The following is an 18,441-nucleotide window of genomic DNA, read 5'->3' as shown; positions in this document are numbered from 1 at the left end:
CATTGCGGCGAAAAAACGCTGGTAGTCGCACTATGCGATGAATTTTCAGCCGCTTACCGGCCGCGGTTCATCCCACGTGGAACAGAGTCGCAAACAATCTGGGATCAAGGCTGGCCGATTCGAATGTCGGCCCTTCGGTCAGAACCGATACCGCATCGTGGCTGTGAAGGCTTTCCTGATGGCTGGCAATCACGCGGAAATCGCCGACGTGGTGATCTGCCAGCAGCTCGGCGCAGAACAGACGCGCGGCATCCTCGACGAAAATCGGGTTGGCGGCGTTCAATTCGGCAAACGCCTGCTCGTCCTCGCGTTTGACCATGACCTGTGTTTCGGTCGGAACCGCGCGGCGGCACAGTTCGATCAGGTCTTCGAACCACAGGCAATCCGCGTCACGATCCACGACAACCGAAATCCGGGCGACCGACCGTTGCGAGTGTGGCGTTGCAAGCTGCCCGCGCTGAGACCTTGCATGTTCACTCAGCTCCAGCGAACAGGGGCACGTGGACGAATAGACATAGTCCAGATGCATGATCTTCTGGCGAACGCCGTTCTGTTCCACCAGTTCCAGCGCAATGTCGTAATACTGGTACCCTTCCAGCCCCGACCGCAGGCTTTTCACCTTGATCGGATAGGAGAACCGCATCTGGATACGCGCGTCAAAGCTGTCCAGATCGGTCAGATAATCGCTCAGCGCCGATTCCATCACTTCGAAACTGAACGTCCGCTCGGTATGTTTGTAGAAAGACCGCATGATCCGGGACATGTTGATGCCCTTTTTCTCGGCCTCAAGGCTCACCGTGCCGGTGATCGAGGTTTCCAGCGTCAGGACATCACCGTCCTTGCGGTGGAACCGGATCGGCAGTCGGAAATTGGAAATCCCCACATGCTGAATCTGTTGCTTTGCGCCACGGATCAGACTGGACGGGCCGTTTTGCAGATCGGGCAGCGATGCACGATAGGCGGCGTCCACGGCAAAGCCATCGGGATAGTCCCGCGCAAGGGTCGGATAATTCACCGCACCCGTCCCCGGCAAAAGACGCGCAACCGCCGGATCAAGCTGAGAGATTTCCAGCGACGACGCAGTCTCGGCCCATTTCCGCAGCACCTTCAGGGCAGCAGCAGCTTCATCACGATCCGGGGTGTCAATGTCGCGCGGGTGAACATTCATGGACTGAGGTTCCTCGATTGGTCGTCATTGATATATACCACGGCAAGTTATTTGCCAGATAAACCTACTACGCGTGCAATAGCAGTCCGGATCGAAATGAGTGACGCGTTTGCGGCATTTTCAGTCAAAAACCGCCCGCGAATGTAGCTGACAACCATTCAGCAGAGTAAATCCGGGGGCTGACAGGCCCCCGGCAGCGCCTTGTTAACCTTGCGAGGCTTTCAGCGCGTTCTGAATATCGGCCAGAAGATCGCCTGCATCCTCAAGCCCAACCGAAAGGCGGATCAGACCGGGTGTGATGCCCAACTCATCCTTCTGTTCATCGCTCAGACGTTGATGCGTGGTTGTGGCCGGATGGGTCGCGATGGACTTGGCGTCACCCAGATTGTTCGAAATCACGGGGATCGTCATCGCGTTCAGGAACGCAAACGCAGCATCCTTGCCGCCCTTGATGTCCAGCGACAGGACGGTGCCGCCCTTGCCGCCCAACTGCCGTTGCACCAGATCATTCTGCGCGTGCGTCTTCAGACCGGGATACAGGGTCCGTTCCAAGGCCGGGTGCCCTTCCAGCGCCTCGGCAATCTGCTGCGCGGACGCGGCCTGAGCGTTGACCCGCAGCGCCATGGTTTCCAGACCTTTCAGCATGATCCAGGCGCTGAACGGGCTCAGCGCACCGCCGGTGTGCTTCATATACGGCTCGACCGTGCCGCGAATGAATTCCTTCGTGCCAAGAATGACACCGCCCAGCGCGCGCCCCTGCCCGTCGATATGTTTGGTGGCCGAATAGATCACGACATCCGCGCCCTGTTCGATCGCGCGCGAGAACACCGGGGTCGAGAACACGTTGTCAACCACGACCAGAGCACCCACCGCATGGGCCAGTTGGGCCACGGCCTCGATATCGATCACTTCCAGCGTCGGGTTCGACATGGACTCGAAAAACACGGCCTTGGTTTCGGGCCGGATTGCCGCCTTCCACTGGTCCAGATCGGTGCCGTCCACAAAGCTCACGTCAACGCCAAAGCGGGTCAGGATGTTTTCGACGATGTACAAACAGGATCCGAACAGAGCTTTGGCCGAAACGATATGATCACCGGCCTTCAGCATCGAGGTCAGCGCGCCATTGACCGCCGCCATGCCCGATGCGGTGGCAAACGCGTCCTCGGCCCCTTCCAGCGCCGCAATGCGCTGCTCAAAGATCGAGACGGTCGGGTTGCCGTAACGCGCGTAGATGAACTCGTCCGGGCCACATTCCAGGAACCGGCCCTCGGCCTGTTCGGCGGTGTCATAAACGAAGCCCTGGGTCAGAAAGATCGCCTCGCTGACTTCATTGTACTGACTGCGACGGATGCCGCCATGGACGGCTTGGGTGCGTTTGTTCCAGCTCTCGCTCATGTCATTCCTTTCGGCCTCGATCCCCAAGGCGCATCAAAAAAACCCCAGACGCGGTCAAGCGAAAGGGGCCTTTCATCCTGACCTTTTAGCGGTGTTGTTTAGCGTGGCCCGCAATCCGGTAACAAATCGCCACGTGATGCTGTTGCCCTTACGCCGCAGTCGCGAATTCGTCAACCCCGACCGGGGCAACGTCACGGTTCTGTAATTGTTCATTCATCGAAGCGTCATAGCGTCATGACAAAGCAGCACCACAACATCTTGTATGAGGCAGAGCCAATGCCAGTAATCAGGATCAATGCTGTCGGCGGACACGCCCGGTTGCACGGCAGCCCCCGACCCATAAATGGGGTCTTGCGCCAAACGCGTCACACCAGCGGCCCGGTCATCATCATGACCCATGGCTACAAATACCGGCCCGATGACCCGAACGCCTGCCCGCACCTTCACATGCTGTCGCTGCGCCCCAAAGCAATGCCGTGGTACAGCCCCAACTGGCCGCAACATCTGGGCTTTGGCGCAGGGTTCCGGGATGAAGGGCTGGCCATCGCCTTCGGCTGGGACGCGCGCGGCCCGCTGTGGACAGCGCGGCGACGCGCGGTCGAAGCCGGGCGCGTTCTGGCCGATGTCATTCAACAGATGCGCAGTCTGAACCCCGATCGTCCCATACACTTTATCGGGCACTCCATGGGCACAGAACTGGCGCTGGAAGCGCTGCATCACATTCAGCCGGGGGTGCTGAACCGAATTGTCTCGCTGACCGGGGCCGTCTACCAATCGCGCGCCGTTGAAGCCTTGCAGACTGCCGCAGGTCGTCGGGCGGAATTCATCAACATCACCAGCCGCGAAAACGACCTGTTCGACTTCCTCTACGAAACGCTGATCCAACCGCCTGCACCGGGTGATCGCAGCATCGGGGCCGGTCTGAGCGCACCCAATGCCGTCACGCTACAGATCGACTGCTCTGCGACCGTGGATCACTTGTCCACTCTGGCCTTCCCCCTCGCGGCACCTCAGCGACGTATCTGTCACTGGTCCAGCTATACCCGACCCGGCGTTCTGCGCACCTACAACGCTTTGCTGCGCGACCCCGAGCGCCTGAGCCTGATCGCATTGCGGCGCGGTGTGCCCGACCAGCCGAACCGCCGCTGGTCACGGCTTTTTGCGGTGCCCTGCCCGCAAGCCCTCTTGCCGTTTGCGCAGAAAACTTCATGATTTCCTCAACCTGAGGAGACATCATGATCGATCTGTATTTCTGGCCCACGCCGAATGGCTGGAAAGTGTCCATCGCGCTGGAAGAGATGGGGCTGCCCTATACGACTCACCTGATCAACATCGGCAAAGGCGACCAGTTCGACCCCGCGTTTCTGAAGATCGCACCCAACAACCGCATGCCTGCGATTGTCGATCCCGACGGCCCCGGCGGCGCGCCCGTTTCCGTGTTCGAAAGCGGCGCGATCCTGATGTATCTGGCCCGCAAGACCGGGCGATTTTACGGCGAAACCGAGCGTGACCGGATCGCGGTCGAGGAATGGCTGATGTGGCAAATGGGTGGCGTCGGCCCCATGGCCGGACAAGCCCACCACTTCCTGAAATACGCCCCGCAACTGGACCCGCCACAGGACCTGCCCTATGCCAAGGATCGCTATCGCACCGAGGTCGGCCGGCTTTACGGCGTGCTCGACCGCCGACTGGCCGAGAATGAGTTTGTCGCGGGCGATTTCTACTCGATTGCGGACATGTCGATCTGGGGCTGGGCGAGCCTGTGGGAAGGGCAGCAACAAGTGCTGGACGACAAACCCCATTTTGCACGCTGGCTTGAAACGGTCAGCGCCCGCCCCGGCGTTCAGGCCGGTCGTGCGCTACATGCCGAATTGCGCGGCGATCATCGCGACAAGCAATCGCAGGGGGTATTGTTCAAGCGGTGAGCCGATTTTACCTTCCGTCTTGACCAAAGGATCAGATAACGCCCGCGACCGCAGCCAATATCACCCACAAGCTGAGAACAATCCACGTCCCGGTGATCAAACAGAACATCCCGGGCCGTGTTGCGCGGTCGATCGGCTCGACAAAATCAGCACGCCCGGTTCTGAGGGCAAGCCAGGTCCAGATCAGAAACAGGACACCCCAGAAAACCTGCAAATCCAAAAACACGGCAAGCCAAACGCATGTCACCGCGATCAGCGATTTCCACGCCAACCCGTGGATCTTGCGCGTCCCGTCAGAGGTCTGGCTATCGTCGGCTGCAGCCGAGGCACCAAACGCGGGCTGGAGCATGAAATGAGCACCCTGCCGGTCCGAGACCAATATACGCTCGTCCGGCAAGTCATTGTGATGGCACCCGCCCCGCGCTTTGATGCGCTGAACGGTGTCGGCCACCGATCTCACGCCGAAACATGGCATCCAATACCGAAACTTTCCCCGGATGGCCTCGGGCACCTCTTCGGCCTGTGCGACCACCGTGCCGTCGGGGTGGCGAATATCGTATCGGGGCCACGGGGTTGCCAGGCTTTTCTCAAATCGCCAGTTGAAGAGATCCGCGTAAAACGGTTCGATCAGCGCAATGTCCGGGACATGGTGAAATCGGGCCACAACTGCGCCGGGCCCCGACGTTGCAGAGGTGATATCCGGCCCCTCATACATTGTGAAACCCGCGCCTGATGGATCCCGGACCAGAGAAATGCGCGCCTCATTGCTGAACGGCTGGGGTTCCACTTCGATGATGACCCCTTCGTGCCGGCGTGCCTGTTCGACCTTCGCATCCAGATCATCGACATGGATATAGGACATCCAGAAAGACGGCATGTTCATCTGCGCCAACCGCTCAGGCATCGGGAAGATAGCCGCGACCTGCTGCCCGCTGATGCTGGCAAAGTCGTAGGCGCCATCGCCGCCGAAAGACCAGTTGAAGACGTCGCTGTAATCGGCTCTGGCCGCCTGCATGTCGTAGGTGGACAGGTCGGTCCATAGAAAATGCCCGTGTGCCATAGCGCCCTCTTCCCGTTTCGGTACCTACCCGAGCTATGACCGGAAATTCGGGCTGTCCAGAGGTCGCACTATACGCAGATTGCTTTATTGCCCCTCGCCCCGCACCAGCACATCCAGCATGTCTGAAATATCCTCGATCTCTTCCGCGATCACATGGGTCACCGAATGCGCCCGCTGCATCCGCCCCGTAACCCGCAGCAACCGACCCGATATCACCGCGCGGCGGAACTGCTCGTAAATCTTGCGCCAGACCACCACGTTCACGATACCCGTCTCGTCTTCGAGCGTGACGAAGATCACCCCCTTGGCGGTCCCCGGCCTCTGCCGCAGGATCACCAACCCGGCCACGGCCACGCGCGCGCCCTCGGGCGGTGCGGTCAACTGATCTGACGGCAAACAGGACGGCGGGCGCGGCCAGTCCCGCTTTGAAACCACGGGGCGAACAAGCATAAGAACAAAAATAGAACATATACACGGAAAGTCCAGACACGGCGTCACGAGTCGCAAATGGTACTGGAAAGACCTAAATGCCTTCACTAAGGAAGAATTCGAACATCGCAAAAGGAAGACGCACGCAATGGCAAAGATCACCTATGTCGAGCATGGCGGTACCGAACATACAGTCGAGGTCGCCAACGGACTGACCGTCATGGAAGGGGCCCGTGACAACAATATCCCCGGCATCGAGGCCGATTGCGGCGGCGCATGTGCCTGTTCTACCTGCCATGTCTATATCCACCCCGACTGGGTCGAGAAAATCCCCGCCAAGGATGACATGGAAGAGGATATGCTGGACTTCGCCTATGAACCCGACCCGGCCCGCTCGCGCCTGACCTGCCAGATCAAGGTCACCGATGCGCTGGACGGTCTGGTCGTGCAGATGCCGGAAAAGCAGATCTGATGCATCCCAAAGCGCCGCGCCTGCCCGTCCGCCTGTGGCAAGGATGGGCTCGCGGCGCGCTGACGGCCTTATGCATGTGGCTGGCGGGGGCACCCATGGCAACCGCCGACACCATAGCCTCTGCCCGATTCACAGAACCCACCACTCGTTATCCGCATGGCGTTCTGGGCGACACTATCGAATATGGCGCGCTGGAGCTCACCATCCAGACCGCTGACGCAAGCGCCAGCCCTTCAATATTGACGATACGTTTACCGCAAGACCGCGTTTTCGAAGACCTCGCGCCGCGGCTGGTGGATGTCACCAAAGACGGCTCACCCGAAGCCATTGTCGTCGAAAGCCAGGCCAACACCGGGGCACAGCTCGCGGTCTATGACGCACGCGGGGAAAAGATTGCCGCGACACCGCATATCGGTACACGCTTCCGCTGGCTCGCCCTCATCGCAGCGGCTGATCTGGACGGCGACGGCCATATCGAGATTGCCTATATCGACCGCCCTCACCTTGCCAAAACCCTGCGCATCTGGCGCTACCAAGACGATGCCCTGACCGAAATCGCCTCGCTCCCCGGTCTGACCAACCACAAGATCGGTGAGGATTTCATCTCAGGCGGCCTGCGCACCTGCGCCAACGGTCCGGAACTCATCGTTGCCAGCGCCGATTGGACCCGGATCATCAGTATCACGTACCAAAACGATTGGACCCAAACCGATATCGGCCCATTCGCCGGCCCCAAAAGCCTCGCCCAAGCCCTGGACTGCTGATCCGTTCTTCATCTGGCCAAAAATATCTCGGGGAGCGCGAGGGGCTGGCCCCTCGCCCAGAAAATTGAGACGGGCGCAGCCCGGCAATCAGATCACAGCGCCCGCCACCCGATATCCCGGCGGAAAAACCCATCGGGCCAGTCAACCCCATCCACCATCGCATAGGCCCGATCCCGCGCCTCCTGCAGCGTCTCACCCCGCGCGGTGACGTTCAGCACCCGTCCGCCCGAGGCCCGCACCAGCCCCTCAACCGCCTTGGTGCCCGCATGGAATACCATATTGCTGCTGTCTTCAGGCAGACCATCCAAGCCTTTGATAACCGACCCTTTCTCATACGCCCCGGGATAGCCTTTCGCGGCCATGACCACGGTCATCGCATGATCATCCGCCCAGTTGACGCGGGTCTCATCCAACCGCCCCTCGGCGGCTGCATGCATCAGGTCCATCACCTGCGCGCCCAGACGCATCATCAGAACCTGACACTCGGGATCGCCGAACCGGACGTTATACTCCACAAGACGCGGCTGCCCATCCTTGATCATCAGACCGGCATAGAGCACCCCCTGAAACGGAGCGCCCCGGCGTTTCATCTCGGCCATGGTGGGACGAATGATCTCATCCATAGCGCGGGCCTCGACCTCGGCGCTGAGAACCGGTGCAGGAGAGTACGCCCCCATACCGCCAGTGTTCAGCCCGGTGTCCCCTTCGCCAACCCGCTTGTGGTCCTGTGCCGTTCCAACTGACAGAATGTTCTCGCCGTCACACAGCACGAACAATGACGCTTCTTCACCATCCATGAACTCTTCAATGACCACTTCGGCACCTGCGCCACCGAACGCACCGCCGAACATGTCTTCGATGGCCTCCAGCGCGGTGCGTTCGTCCATCGCCACGATCACGCCCTTGCCCGCCGCCAGACCGTCAGCCTTGACAACAATCGGTGCGCCCTGCTCGCGGATATAGGCTTTGGCCGGTTCCGCCTCGGTAAAACGCGCATAAGCCGCCGTTGGTGCGCCAGAGGCATCGCAAATCTCTTTGGTAAAGCTTTTCGAAGCTTCCAGCCGCGCCGCCTCGGCCGAAGGGCCAAAGACCAGAACGCCTGCCTCACGCAGCCGATCCGCCACACCAGCTGCCAAAGGCGCTTCGGGGCCGACGATCACGAAATCAATCGCGTTGGCTTCGGCGAAGTTGACCACCGCGCCGCCGTTTTCGATGTCCAAAGACGCGCATTCAGCGATCTGAGCGATCCCGGCATTGCCCGGCGCAACAATCAGACGGTCGCATTTGGGGTTCTGCATCACCGCCCAGGCCAGGCTGTGTTCGCGCCCGCCGCTGCCGAGAATAAGGATGTTCATGGGGTCGTCTCCGATCTGCTTGGCCTCGCCTGCGCGGCGTTCTAAGCTGGCCGGGCATTTGACACAAGGCGCTGAAATGTCCGACCTGCTAGACGACCCCATTCCTGGCCAAAACACCCCTGAATATTCGGTTTCCGAGATATCCGGCGAGGTGAAGCGCACGCTCGAAGGGTCGTTCGGGCGAATCCGTGTGCGGGGTGAGGTCGGACGTGTGTTCAAGGCGCGCTCGGGTCACCTGTATTATGACATCAAGGACGACCGGAACGTGCTGGCCTGTACCACATGGAAAGGCCAGATCTCGGGCCTGTCGGTAGTGCCGGAAGAAGGGTTGGAGGTCGTTGTCACCGGCCGCCTGACCGCTTTTGGTGCTCAGTCGAAATATAACATGAACGTGGATGAGGTTGCAGTCGCCGGTCAAGGCGCGCTGATGGCGTTGCTGGAAAAGCGCAAGAAGCAGCTGGAAGCCGAAGGGCTGTTTGCCCCTGAACGCAAAAAGCCGTTGCCCTATCTGCCGCAAATCATCGGCGTTGTGACATCACCGTCCGGTGCGGTGATCCGGGATATTCTGCACCGCCTGCGGGATCGCTTCCCCCGCAAGGTTCTGATCTGGCCGGTCGCCGTGCAAGGCGCCAACTGCGCCCCCGAGGTCACGCGCGCCATCGAAGGTTTCAACGCGCTCACACCCGGAGGCGCGCTGCCCCGTCCCGATCTGATCATCGTCGCGCGTGGTGGTGGCTCCATCGAAGATCTCTGGGGGTTCAACGAAGAAAACGTGGCGCGCGCGGCGGCAGCCTCGGACATACCGCTGATCTCGGCTGTGGGTCACGAAACGGACACAACGCTGATCGATTTCGTCTCGGACCGCCGCGCGCCCACGCCAACAGCCGCTGCCGAACTGGCCGTGCCCGTACGGATGGAACTTCTGGCCTGGACCAACGAGCAAGGCGCACGCCTGTCCCGCGCGGCCAGCGACGCGGTCCAGCGCCGCGCCCAGCGTCTGCGCGATGTTGCCCGCGCTTTGCCGCGCCCGGACAGCTTGTTGAACACCCCCAGACAACGCCTTGATCTGATTGCAGAACGCCTGACCCCGGCCTTGAACCGAGGCGTGCAGAACCGCCGCCTGCAACTGGTCGAAATGTCCGCCCACCTGCGCCCTTCGACCTTGCGCGGTGTCGTCTCATCACGGCAGGAAAGCCTGCGCAACCTGTCCTCTCGCCTGTCCCTGCGCCCCATTCAGCGCGAGATCGACCAACAGCGGCAGGCCACCGCCCGGCTGGCCGAGCGTCTGAACGCAGCCCAAAACACCCGGCTGGATCGCCTGCGGCAGCAACTGGACGCCACGGATCGGTTGCGAGAAACGCTCAGCTACAAGGCCACTCTGGCGCGCGGCTATGCGGTGGTCCGCGCCGAAGGCGATGTGGTCACGACAAAAACACAGGCCGCCAAGCATCCGGTTCTGGAAATCGAATTTGCAGATGGTCGCCTGACGACCGGAGGGGCCGGTAAAACCCCTGCCAAAAAGGCCAAAGCGGACGCCCCGGATCAGGGCTCGCTGTTCTAAGCCATGCTGACGATCTGGGGCCGCAAAACGTCATCCAATGTGCAGGCTCTGATGTGGTGCGTCGGCGAACTGGGCCTGGATTATGAACGACACGATGTCGGCCATCGTTTCGGCGGTCTGGACACGCCGGACTTCGCGAACCTGAACCAAAACCGCACCATCCCCGTGATACAGGACGGCCCCAACCCACCCCTTTGGGAGACCGGAGCAATCCTGCGCTATCTCGCCGACCGCTACGGGCCCGACACCTTTTGGCCCAAAGACTCGGCTCATCGGGCCGAGGTCGACAAATGGGCCGAATGGGCCAAGATCAACATTGCGATGGCCTTCACCGTTCCCGTGTTCTGGCAGGTTGTGCGAACGGCCAAGTCAGAGCAGGATGAAAAATCCATCAACTCCGCCGTAAAAGCCCTTGAAAGAAAACTTGAAATTGCGGACACGCAGCTTGTAGGAAGGGCCTTCATTGCCGGAGCTGACCTGACTTTGGCCGACATCCAGTTGGGTCACATCCTGTACCGATATTATGATATCGACATCCCAAGGGCACCTTTACCAAATCTACAACGTTACTTTGACAGGCTGAGCCAGCGACCTGCGTATCAGGAACACGTCATGATCAGCTACGACGACCTTCGCGTAAACTAGGATCAGACCCCGACCTCGGGACCAAGGCACACCATGTCCTGGCCCAGATCCTCGATCCCATACAGCTCGGTTGCCTGAGGATCGCCGTCTGGCCGCGCGATCAGGCCACCGCCGGACCGTTTGAACACCCAGCATTGCGGATCCAGCCTGTCTTCGTAGACAAAACAGATCTGTTCCTCACGCTGATACCAGACGCCTTTCTTGCACTGCCCGTCCAGAAACGACCAGATGACACGCCGATCGGGCAGATACTGCTCAACCCCATAAACCTTCCCTTGGAAACCATAAAACAGGGTTTTTCCGCGCGTATACTCATCGAACTCCGCGCCGGAAAGCGCTGTTTGCGCGCCAACGGCTTGGGCCGAGAGGGCCAGTAGAATCGCAAGATACCTCACCATGCGACCATAGTGTCAGATACCGGCAGCCAAGGCTAATCGCATTGCCCGGTTTCGCCTGCCTCTACGTCACCTGTTGCCTGGGCTGCAGATCAGGAAGGACAGTAGGCCCAAAACAACCGAGAGGATACGACATGACCGTCCTGTTTTGGATCGCAGCGGCATGCGCACTGGTCTATCTCCCCTTGGCACCGCGCCCGGCAGGTGCTGCGCGAACGGTGCTCAAAACCGCCTCGGTCGCAGTGCTGGCCCTGATCGCAGCACTTGAAGGCGGCGCGATGCTGCTGATCGTCGCGCTGGCGCTCTGCGCGGTCGGGGACGCCTTGCTCTCACGCGAGTCCGAGGCAACCTTCATGGCAGGCATCGGCGCGTTTGCGGCAGGCCATATCGCCTATATTGCCCTGTTCCTGTCTCATCCTGCCAGCGCCGCAGACCTCATCCTTGATCGACCGGGGGTTTTCTGGTCACTGATCCTTCTGGGTGTCGTCGTCATGACAATCCTCCCGCCCCGCGCCGGCGATCTGAAGGTCCCTGTGCTGATCTATATCCCCATCATTCTCGGAATGGGAATATCGGTCCTGTCCCTGCCGCCCACTGGCATGCTGGTCTGGGCCCTTCCAGCCGCGCTGGCATTCATCGCCTCGGATCTGGTTCTGGCGACCGAAAAGTTCCTTCTGCCCCCAAACCACCCGGCCCTGAAACTCACACCCTATGCGATCTGGCCGCTCTATTGGGTGGCGCAAGCCGGGCTTCTGATTGCCTTTACCTGACCCTTTGCAACTCGGGTAAATCCGCATTAGGTGGGGGGAACACCTGCGGAGATCGAAAATGGCGTTTTTTTCAAAGCTGAAGGACAAGCTGTTCAAATCCTCTTCACGCCTTGAACAGGGGCTGGACGCCATTGTCGAAGACGGCGGTGAGGAAACCGCCGCTGATCCGGTGATCCCACAGCCCGAGCCCAAACCGCAGCCGGTGCCGGAGATTCCTACGCCCGTACCGACCACCGAGCCTGTCGAGGTGCCCGAGCCTGCCCCCGCAGACCCAACCCCGGCGCCTACGCCGCCCGAAGTCCCTGAAAACAAGGGGCTTCTGGGTCGTCTGTTCAGTCGCTCTGAAAGCAAAACCGAAATCCGCCGCACGCTGGATGACGATATGCTGGAACAGCTCGAAGAACTGCTGATCGCCTCTGACATGGGCGTCGACACCGCCTTGCGCGTCACTGCCAATATGGCCGAGGGGCGCTTTGGCCGCAAACTCTCGGCCCGCGAAATCAAGCAGTTGCTGGCGCAGGAAGTCGCCCGCGTGATGGAACCCGTTGCCCGCCCGCTGCCTATCTACCCCAAACGCCCACAGGTGGTTCTGGTCGTCGGCGTCAACGGCTCTGGCAAAACCACGACCATCGGCAAGCTTGCCAGCCAGTTCAAATCCGCAGGCAAAAAAGTCGTCATCGCCGCCGGAGACACGTTCCGCGCCGCCGCCGTCGAACAACTGCAAGTCTGGGGCGAGCGCGCAGGCGTCCCGGTTCTGACCGCCCCCGAAGGGTCCGACCCCGCCAGCCTCGCCTTCGACGCGCTGACCAAAGCACAAGAAGACGGTGCAGACCTGCTGATGATCGACACGGCGGGCCGCCTGCAAAACCGCGCTGACCTGATGGAGGAACTGGCCAAAATCGTGCGCGTCATCCGCAAGGTCGACGATACTGCCCCGCACAACACCCTGCTCGTGCTTGACGCCACCACCGGTCAAAACGCGCTCAGCCAGGTGGAAACCTTCCGCAATTTGGCCGACGTCTCGGGTCTGGTGATGACCAAACTCGACGGCACCGCCAAGGGCGGCGTGCTTGTCGCGCTGGCAGACAAATTCGGCCTGCCCATCCACGCCATCGGCGTCGGAGAACAAATCGACGACCTCGCCCCCTTCGACCCCGAGGAATTCGCCGCCGCCCTCACCGGCCTCGACCCAAGCTGATCCGATTCTTCATCTGGCTAAAAATATCTTCGGGGGTCTGGGGGCAGACAGCCCCCAGCCTCTCCCACCAGCACAAAGATCTGATACTTGAGCGACTGGCTGATCTCACTCGAAGGCACCGAAGCGGGCCACCAGCTTGCCCTTGGGCTGGCGCTGATGGCTGCCTTCCTGCACGCCGCGTTCGGCGCACTTCAAAAAGGCCGCCACGACCCGTGGCTGTCGCGGGGGGCCATCGACGCCTGCTATTGCCTGATGGCCGCCCCCTTCGCCTTCTTCGTCGTGCCATGGCCTGAACCCTATATGTGGCCCATCTTTGGGGTCGTCTGGCTGATCCACATCGCCTACAAAACGCTTCAAGCCATGGCCTATACCAAAGGCTCCTTTACGGTCGTCTATCCTGTCGTCCGGGGCACCGGCCCGCTGTTCACCGTGATCGGAGCCTATCTGCTGTTCGGGGAAACCTTTACAGGCACCCAGTGGCTGGGCGTGGCGGTCCTTCTGGCGGGGATATTCGGCCTCGCGATCTACAACCTGCGCTTTCTCGAAACCAACCGGGAAACGCTTGGCATCGCGCTGGCGCTGGCCGTGGCCACCGGGTTGTTTGTGGCGCTTTATACCACCTATGACGCCTATGGCATCCGCGCCACCGCCGACCCGTTCACCTTCCTTGCCTGGTTCTTCATGATCGACGGGGCCGCGATGCCGATCTACGCCTTCCTCAGATGGCGCGCCATGATCAACCGTCCGGCTATCGGGCCCCTGATGCTGCGCGGGCTTGCGGGCGGCATCATCGCGCCGTTGTCTTTTGGGTCCATCATGCTGGCCACGCGGCTGGACAAGGTGGGCGAGGCCGCCGTCTTGCGTGAAACTTCCACCGTATTCGCCGCCCTGATCGGCTGGCTGGTTCTGAAAGAAACCGTTGGCCCCAGACGCATTGCCCTGATGGCATTGATTGCATTGGGCGCCGTAATAGTTGAAATGGGCGGGTAAGCAGCAGGAAGACATGATGACAGGCAAAAAAGACATCAACCCGTTTCTGAAACAGGTGCTGGAGCTTGGGCCCCCGCTGGCCTTCTTCTTCATCTACCTGCGCCTGCGCGATGACAGCTTCCTGATCGGCGGCACCGAGTATTCGGGGTTCATTATCGCCACCATCATCTTCGTGCCGCTGATGCTGGCCGCGATGGGCATCCTTTGGTTCCTGACCGGGAAACTCAGCCGATTGCAGATTTTCACCGCCTTCATGGTCATCTTTTTCGGCGGGCTGACCGCCTGGTTCAATGATGAGCGGTTTTTCAAAATGAAAACCACGCTGGTCTATGGCGTTTTCTCGACGATTCTGGGCATCGGACTGCTGCAGGGGAAATCCTATCTGGCCTATGTGCTGGACGAGATGCTGCCGATGAAACACGAAGGCTGGATGATCCTGACGCGTCGTCTCTGCGCCTGTTTTGCTGTGCTGGCTGTCGCCAATGAAATTGTCTGGCGGACCTTGTCCACCGACCTGTGGGTCAAGATCGAAACCTTCGGCTTTCCGATTGCCCTGATGGCGTTCCTGATGCTGCAGTTCAGCCTGTTGCAAAACTACATGGACGACCCCGACCGCCAATAAACGGTTTGCGCCGTGGAACATGCCGTCGGGTTCAACCGTAAAGAGAGCAAATCCATACAAAAAACCTTGGCTTAGCGGGCAAGCTGTGAAAGGTTAAGGCACCACTCACCATTCACAGCCGGAGTTCACCGCCCGCATGACGGCCTTTCCCAATAGTGGCTTTTTGTCCGAAGCCTCAGACGAGCTACGAGATATGCTCTCGGCGCTTGCTTCCGAAATATCCCTGGACCAGGACGAAACCTTGTTTGAACAAGGGGATGAAGGCGATGCGCTTTATGCGATCATCGAAGGGACGCTTGAGGTGTCGTTTCTCGCCATGAGCGGCCGCAAACTGTCGCTGACCCTGATGCGCCCGGGTGAAGTCTTTGGTGAGATCGCCCTGTTCGACAGCGGCCCGCGCACCGCAACGGTTGCCGCGGCCGAGCCCACACGTGTCCTGCGCGTTAGGCGGCGCGATGTCATGAACCAACTCCGCCAACACCCCGATCTGGCCGTTGATATGGTGCGTCTGGCCGGTCTGCGCATGCGCTGGATGGGATCGCAATTGAACGAGCAGGTCTTTCTGCCGATGCCGATCCGACTGGCCCGCAAGCTGCTGCACCTGTCCAACCTGCAGGACAACCCCAACGAACGCATCACCTTGTCGCAAAGCGAACTGGCCGAGTTTGTCGGTGCAACGCGCGAAGCCGTGTCCAAGACCATCTCGACCTGGAAACGCGACAACGTGGTCGAGGCCTCCCGTGGCGGTCTGCAAATTCAGGATTTCGAAGCCCTGCGCGAGCTGGCCGAATCGGATTTGATCTGACGACAGATGCGCCCGTGTGAACTGGTTCACAGAACAGAACCCAGGTTCAAGCTAGCGTGATCTTGTTACCGTAGGAGGTCAGAGAATCATCCCCGATATCTGTCCACTGACCTCTCCCTGTACCTGAGCCATATGCTGTCCCGGCATATGGCTCATTTACCTTCAAGGGGGTGGCACGGCGGGTTTACGTGTCAGTACCGGCGGTTCACGCGCTTGCCGCGCAGCACCTTTCGGTTCTTTTGCTTTTCCCGAAGGAACACAAACAGGCCGGATCCCAGAATCAAAACGATCCCCCATACGACCGGCAGATCGGGCCATTCACCCCAGATCGCCCAGCCCCAAAAGATCGCCAAAGGCAGCCCCACATATTCGAACGGCGCTACAGTGGCCGCGTCGGCCATGCGATACGCCTGCCCCAAACAATAGCCGATGATGGCAGAATTCAGACCGAGGCCCGCAAAAAGCCAGACGTCTCGCCCCTCGGGCCAGACCCAGGCCCGCAGAAGAAACACAAGGCTTTCGTTCTCCAGCCCCTCTGCAAAACGCCCATCCCCGGCCACGGCCCAGAACAGGATGCTGATGGCGATGAACGCGGACTGGACATAGACCGCCATTGCAGACGCCTTGGATTTCGCGCCCAGAAACCGCGTCATCACGTTGTTCAGCGCATAGGTGAACGCCGCCGCCACGGGCAGTGCGTAAACCCACAGGCTGACTGAGCGCTCGGCCCCGCTTTCCCACGGGCGCGTCATGATGATCACACCGGCAAACCCCACCAAAACCGCGCCGATGCGCAACGGCCCGACCTTTTCGCCCAGCAGCGGAATGCTCAGCAACGTGATCATCAATGGCGCCACGAAGAAAACAGCCGTGGCCTCGGCCAATGGCATGACGGCCAGGGCGCTGAAAAAAGTGAGGTTCGCGATCACGATGAATATGGCCCGTAGCAGGTGCAGACCGGGTTGATCCGTTTTCAGAATGCGCCAGCCGCCTTCCAACTGAACCAGAGCCAGACTGAAGCCGATCCCGATAAAGGACCGGGCGAAAACCATCTGATGCAGAGGGTAACCGCCCGACAGGAACTTGATCATCATATCGTTGAACGAAATCGCCAACATGCCGAACAGGATGAAGGCGATGCCGACGGTAGGGTTTTGTAATTTCTGATGTTCTGCCACGGGATACCCTTTCATCCGGCCAGTAACACGGGCCTTGGGTCAGGTCACTTCCGTTTGCGACATAATGGATGGTCGCAATTCCCCGCCGTTCCAAAAGAAAAAGAGGCCCCGGATCGGAGCCCCTTTTCATGTCCTTACGACGCGTTCCTGCGCCCGGTCCGTTATTCCTCCAGACTCAGCGCCACAAAGCGTGGGTCACCGCCGCGACGGACCAGCAGCAGCAAGGATTTGCGCCCTGCAGTCCGGGCTTCTTCCATGCGCGCTTCAAGGTCCTCGACCGTCACAACCTTCTGCTGACCGGCTTCTGTGATCAGATCACCAGCGCGCAGGCCCTTGGCATAGGCCTCGGATGCTTCGTCCACATCCGACACCACCAGCCCTTCGGCATCCGCGTCCAGCCCCAGATCCTCGCGCAGCGTGTCGCTGAGCGGCGAGATTGTGAGGCCCAGAATGTCGGTGTTTTCGTCGGCTGGCGCGTCCGGGGTGTCCTCTTCCCCGTTCTCGGCCCGCTCGGCATCTTCACGGCGACCCAGAGTGACCAGAATGGTCTGCGTGGCACCATCGCGGCTGACCACAACGCGGACAGATTTGCCCACGGTGGTTTCGCCGACCTGACGCACCAGACCACGGGTATCCTCGACCTCGACCCCGTCAAAGCTGAGGATCACGTCGCCCGCTTTCAGCCCCGCATCCTTGGCCGGACCATCCGGCACGTCGCTGATCAACGCGCCACCGGGTTTTTCCAGACCCATCGCCTCGGCCATATCCTCGGTCACGTCCTGAATGCGTACACCCAGCCAGCCACGGCGAGTTTCTCCGAACTCGCGCAGCTGGTCGACCACTTTCACAACCACGTTCGAGGCCATCGAGAAGCCGATCCCGATCGAGCCGCCATTGGGCGACAGGATCGCGGTGTTCACGCCGATCACCTCGCCATTCATGTTGAACAAAGGACCGCCCGAGTTGCCCCGGTTGATCGCCGCGTCGGTCTGGATGTAGTCGTCATATGACCCGCTCAGCGCCCGGTTCCGGGCCGAGACGATCCCGGCAGAAACCGAGAATCCCTGCCCCAGCGGGTTGCCCATCGCGATCACCCAATCGCCGACGCGCGCAATGTCGCTGTCACCGAACTGCACATATTGCAGCGGCCCCGTGGCCTCGACCTTGAGCAGCGCGATATCGGTTTTCTCATCCGTTCCGATCACCTTGGCGGGCAGTTCTTTCTTGGGCTGACCGTCGCCCGGGAAGAACTCGACCAGAATCTCGTCCGCTTCGGCAATGACGTGATTGTTGGTCACGATGTAACCGTCCTCGGAGATCACAAACCCCGACCCCAGCGCATTGCTGCGACGGGGGCGATTGTCATCGTCGTCGTCCCCGTTTCGGTCCTGAAACTCGCGAAAGAAATCCTCGAACGGGGATCCTTCGGGCACGATACCCTGCGGTCCGGTCTGGCCTTCGATCAGCGTGGATGTGGTGATGTTCACTACCGCCGGGCTGATCTGCTCCGCCAGCGGCGCAAGGCTTTCCCCGCGCGCATAGGCCGCCACGGTTTGCGCCGCGATCAGGATCATCCCCGCAAATGCCAGCCACATCAGCCGCATGAAACCAACACCATCGTCCCGCCGGACGGAAATACTGCGTGCTTGTGCCTGCACTTGGGAACTCCTTGTCGTCAAATCCTTGTTGTCCGCCCGCAGGCAGACCTT

Annotated in this window: 19 protein-coding genes and 1 riboswitch; of the genes, 11 read left to right on the top strand and 8 right to left on the bottom strand. The window is 60.4% G+C overall.

The genetic code is table 11. The features are described from left to right. Nucleotides 1-67: 67 nt before the first annotated feature. The gene (gene folE2 / locus ACR0KJ_RS02080) at nucleotides 68-1,168 is read right to left on the bottom strand and encodes a GTP cyclohydrolase FolE2 (protein ID WP_170451469.1); all 1,101 of its coding nucleotides are present in this window, start codon (nucleotides 1,166-1,168) and stop codon (nucleotides 68-70) included. Between the two features lie 204 nt (nucleotides 1,169-1,372). Next, nucleotides 1,373-2,563 carry an O-succinylhomoserine sulfhydrylase gene (gene metZ / locus ACR0KJ_RS02075; protein ID WP_480625866.1) on the bottom strand — a complete coding sequence of 397 codons (1,191 nt, stop codon included), beginning with the start codon at nucleotides 2,561-2,563 and terminating at the stop codon, nucleotides 1,373-1,375. 65 nt (nucleotides 2,564-2,628) lie between these two features. Next, a riboswitch (SAM riboswitch) is annotated at nucleotides 2,629-2,706 on the bottom strand. Nucleotides 2,707-2,839: 133 nt separating this feature from the next. Here metZ and ACR0KJ_RS02070 point away from each other — a divergent pair. Continuing rightward, nucleotides 2,840-3,775 carry a DUF726 domain-containing protein gene (locus ACR0KJ_RS02070; RefSeq protein WP_480625865.1) on the top strand — a complete coding sequence of 312 codons (936 nt, stop codon included), beginning with the start codon at nucleotides 2,840-2,842 and terminating at the stop codon, nucleotides 3,773-3,775. Between the two features lie 23 nt (nucleotides 3,776-3,798). Continuing rightward, nucleotides 3,799-4,488: a glutathione S-transferase N-terminal domain-containing protein gene (locus ACR0KJ_RS02065; RefSeq protein WP_480625864.1), complete on the top strand. Its 690-nt coding sequence runs from the start codon at nucleotides 3,799-3,801 to the stop codon at nucleotides 4,486-4,488. A gap of 31 nt (nucleotides 4,489-4,519) precedes the next feature. Here the strand turns inward: ACR0KJ_RS02065 and ACR0KJ_RS02060 are convergent, their stop codons facing one another. Together ACR0KJ_RS02060 and ACR0KJ_RS02055 are read right to left on the bottom strand one after the other, a co-directional pair. Beyond that, nucleotides 4,520-5,548, bottom strand: coding sequence for a VOC family protein (locus tag ACR0KJ_RS02060; RefSeq protein WP_480625863.1), 1,029 nt, complete (start codon nucleotides 5,546-5,548; stop codon nucleotides 4,520-4,522). A gap of 84 nt (nucleotides 5,549-5,632) precedes the next feature. Beyond that, nucleotides 5,633-5,998 (bottom strand): OB-fold nucleic acid binding domain-containing protein, encoded by a 366-nt coding sequence (locus ACR0KJ_RS02055; RefSeq protein WP_170451479.1) that lies wholly within the window; start codon nucleotides 5,996-5,998, stop codon nucleotides 5,633-5,635. Between the two features lie 127 nt (nucleotides 5,999-6,125). On the opposite strand from ACR0KJ_RS02055, the gene ACR0KJ_RS02050 reads away from it, so the two are divergent. Next, nucleotides 6,126-6,449: a 2Fe-2S iron-sulfur cluster-binding protein gene (locus ACR0KJ_RS02050; RefSeq protein ID WP_039534845.1), complete on the top strand. Its 324-nt coding sequence runs from the start codon at nucleotides 6,126-6,128 to the stop codon at nucleotides 6,447-6,449. Continuing rightward, entirely contained in the window at nucleotides 6,449-7,213 is a 765-nt protein-coding gene (locus tag ACR0KJ_RS02045) for an FG-GAP repeat domain-containing protein (RefSeq protein WP_480625862.1), read from the top strand. Before ACR0KJ_RS02050 ends, ACR0KJ_RS02045 begins: the two co-directional genes overlap by 1 nt. 92 nt (nucleotides 7,214-7,305) lie before the next feature. On the opposite strand, the gene purD is transcribed toward ACR0KJ_RS02045, so the two are convergent. Continuing rightward, nucleotides 7,306-8,568 (bottom strand): phosphoribosylamine--glycine ligase, encoded by a 1,263-nt coding sequence (gene purD / locus ACR0KJ_RS02040; protein ID WP_480625861.1) that lies wholly within the window; start codon nucleotides 8,566-8,568, stop codon nucleotides 7,306-7,308. Nucleotides 8,569-8,644: 76 nt separating this feature from the next. On the opposite strand from purD, the gene xseA reads away from it, so the two are divergent. Both xseA and ACR0KJ_RS02030 read left to right on the top strand, forming a co-directional pair. Further along, on the top strand, nucleotides 8,645-10,129 hold the full coding sequence (xseA, locus tag ACR0KJ_RS02035) for an exodeoxyribonuclease VII large subunit (RefSeq protein ID WP_480625860.1): 1,485 nt from the start codon (nucleotides 8,645-8,647) through the stop codon (nucleotides 10,127-10,129). A gap of 3 nt (nucleotides 10,130-10,132) precedes the next feature. Further along, nucleotides 10,133-10,774 (top strand): glutathione S-transferase family protein, encoded by a 642-nt coding sequence (locus tag ACR0KJ_RS02030; protein ID WP_480625859.1) that lies wholly within the window; start codon nucleotides 10,133-10,135, stop codon nucleotides 10,772-10,774. 2 nt (nucleotides 10,775-10,776) lie between these two features. Here ACR0KJ_RS02030 and ACR0KJ_RS02025 read toward each other — a convergent pair whose 3' ends face one another. Beyond that, complete coding sequence (locus ACR0KJ_RS02025; protein WP_170621598.1) at nucleotides 10,777-11,172, bottom strand: hypothetical protein; 396 nt, start codon at nucleotides 11,170-11,172, stop codon at nucleotides 10,777-10,779. A 131-nt stretch (nucleotides 11,173-11,303) separates the two neighbouring features. Between ACR0KJ_RS02025 and ACR0KJ_RS02020 the strand changes: the two genes are divergently transcribed. The 5 genes from ACR0KJ_RS02020 (at nucleotide 11,304) to ACR0KJ_RS02000 (ending at nucleotide 15,554) form a co-directional block, all read left to right on the top strand. Then, the gene (locus ACR0KJ_RS02020; protein ID WP_480625858.1) at nucleotides 11,304-11,939 is read left to right on the top strand and encodes a lysoplasmalogenase family protein; all 636 of its coding nucleotides are present in this window, start codon (nucleotides 11,304-11,306) and stop codon (nucleotides 11,937-11,939) included. Nucleotides 11,940-11,997: 58 nt separating this feature from the next. Continuing rightward, nucleotides 11,998-13,137 (top strand): signal recognition particle-docking protein FtsY, encoded by a 1,140-nt coding sequence (gene ftsY / locus ACR0KJ_RS02015; RefSeq protein ID WP_480625857.1) that lies wholly within the window; start codon nucleotides 11,998-12,000, stop codon nucleotides 13,135-13,137. An 87-nt stretch (nucleotides 13,138-13,224) separates the two neighbouring features. Then, a complete protein-coding gene (locus ACR0KJ_RS02010; protein ID WP_480625856.1) occupies nucleotides 13,225-14,127 on the top strand; it encodes an EamA family transporter in 903 nt (300 codons plus the stop codon). Nucleotides 14,128-14,143: 16 nt separating this feature from the next. Next, the gene (locus tag ACR0KJ_RS02005) at nucleotides 14,144-14,749 is read left to right on the top strand and encodes an inner membrane-spanning protein YciB (RefSeq protein WP_170734515.1); all 606 of its coding nucleotides are present in this window, start codon (nucleotides 14,144-14,146) and stop codon (nucleotides 14,747-14,749) included. A 136-nt stretch (nucleotides 14,750-14,885) separates the two neighbouring features. Next, nucleotides 14,886-15,554, top strand: a complete 669-nt coding sequence (locus ACR0KJ_RS02000; protein WP_170451495.1) for a Crp/Fnr family transcriptional regulator — start codon at nucleotides 14,886-14,888, stop codon at nucleotides 15,552-15,554. Nucleotides 15,555-15,745: 191 nt separating this feature from the next. On the opposite strand, the gene ACR0KJ_RS01995 is transcribed toward ACR0KJ_RS02000, so the two are convergent. Both ACR0KJ_RS01995 and ACR0KJ_RS01990 read right to left on the bottom strand, forming a co-directional pair. After that, entirely contained in the window at nucleotides 15,746-16,747 is a 1,002-nt protein-coding gene (locus ACR0KJ_RS01995; RefSeq protein WP_170451497.1) for a DMT family transporter, read from the bottom strand. Between the two features lie 146 nt (nucleotides 16,748-16,893). Beyond that, entirely contained in the window at nucleotides 16,894-18,390 is a 1,497-nt protein-coding gene (locus ACR0KJ_RS01990; RefSeq protein WP_480581682.1) for a Do family serine endopeptidase, read from the bottom strand. Nucleotides 18,391-18,441: the final 51 nt, after the last annotated feature.

Source organism: Ruegeria sp. AD6, assembly GCF_056542325.1.
This window is presented reverse-complemented; position numbering and strand designations above follow the sequence as displayed.

Coding starts and splice junctions, on each gene's coding strand:
- folE2 (WP_170451469.1), bottom strand. CDS start 1,168: ATGAATGTTCACCCGCGCGACATTGACACCCCGGATCGTGATGAAGCT.
- metZ (WP_480625866.1), bottom strand. CDS start 2,563: ATGAGCGAGAGCTGGAACAAACGCACCCAAGCCGTCCATGGCGGCATC.
- ACR0KJ_RS02070 (WP_480625865.1), top strand. CDS start 2,840: ATGCCAGTAATCAGGATCAATGCTGTCGGCGGACACGCCCGGTTGCAC.
- ACR0KJ_RS02065 (WP_480625864.1), top strand. CDS start 3,799: ATGATCGATCTGTATTTCTGGCCCACGCCGAATGGCTGGAAAGTGTCC.
- ACR0KJ_RS02060 (WP_480625863.1), bottom strand. CDS start 5,548: ATGGCACACGGGCATTTTCTATGGACCGACCTGTCCACCTACGACATG.
- ACR0KJ_RS02055 (WP_170451479.1), bottom strand. CDS start 5,998: ATGCTTGTTCGCCCCGTGGTTTCAAAGCGGGACTGGCCGCGCCCGCCG.
- ACR0KJ_RS02050 (WP_039534845.1), top strand. CDS start 6,126: ATGGCAAAGATCACCTATGTCGAGCATGGCGGTACCGAACATACAGTC.
- ACR0KJ_RS02045 (WP_480625862.1), top strand. CDS start 6,449: ATGCATCCCAAAGCGCCGCGCCTGCCCGTCCGCCTGTGGCAAGGATGG.
- purD (WP_480625861.1), bottom strand. CDS start 8,568: ATGAACATCCTTATTCTCGGCAGCGGCGGGCGCGAACACAGCCTGGCC.
- xseA (WP_480625860.1), top strand. CDS start 8,645: ATGTCCGACCTGCTAGACGACCCCATTCCTGGCCAAAACACCCCTGAA.
- ACR0KJ_RS02030 (WP_480625859.1), top strand. CDS start 10,133: ATGCTGACGATCTGGGGCCGCAAAACGTCATCCAATGTGCAGGCTCTG.
- ACR0KJ_RS02025 (WP_170621598.1), bottom strand. CDS start 11,172: ATGGTGAGGTATCTTGCGATTCTACTGGCCCTCTCGGCCCAAGCCGTT.
- ACR0KJ_RS02020 (WP_480625858.1), top strand. CDS start 11,304: ATGACCGTCCTGTTTTGGATCGCAGCGGCATGCGCACTGGTCTATCTC.
- ftsY (WP_480625857.1), top strand. CDS start 11,998: ATGGCGTTTTTTTCAAAGCTGAAGGACAAGCTGTTCAAATCCTCTTCA.
- ACR0KJ_RS02005 (WP_170734515.1), top strand. CDS start 14,144: ATGACAGGCAAAAAAGACATCAACCCGTTTCTGAAACAGGTGCTGGAG.
- ACR0KJ_RS02000 (WP_170451495.1), top strand. CDS start 14,886: ATGACGGCCTTTCCCAATAGTGGCTTTTTGTCCGAAGCCTCAGACGAG.
- ACR0KJ_RS01995 (WP_170451497.1), bottom strand. CDS start 16,747: ATGAAAGGGTATCCCGTGGCAGAACATCAGAAATTACAAAACCCTACC.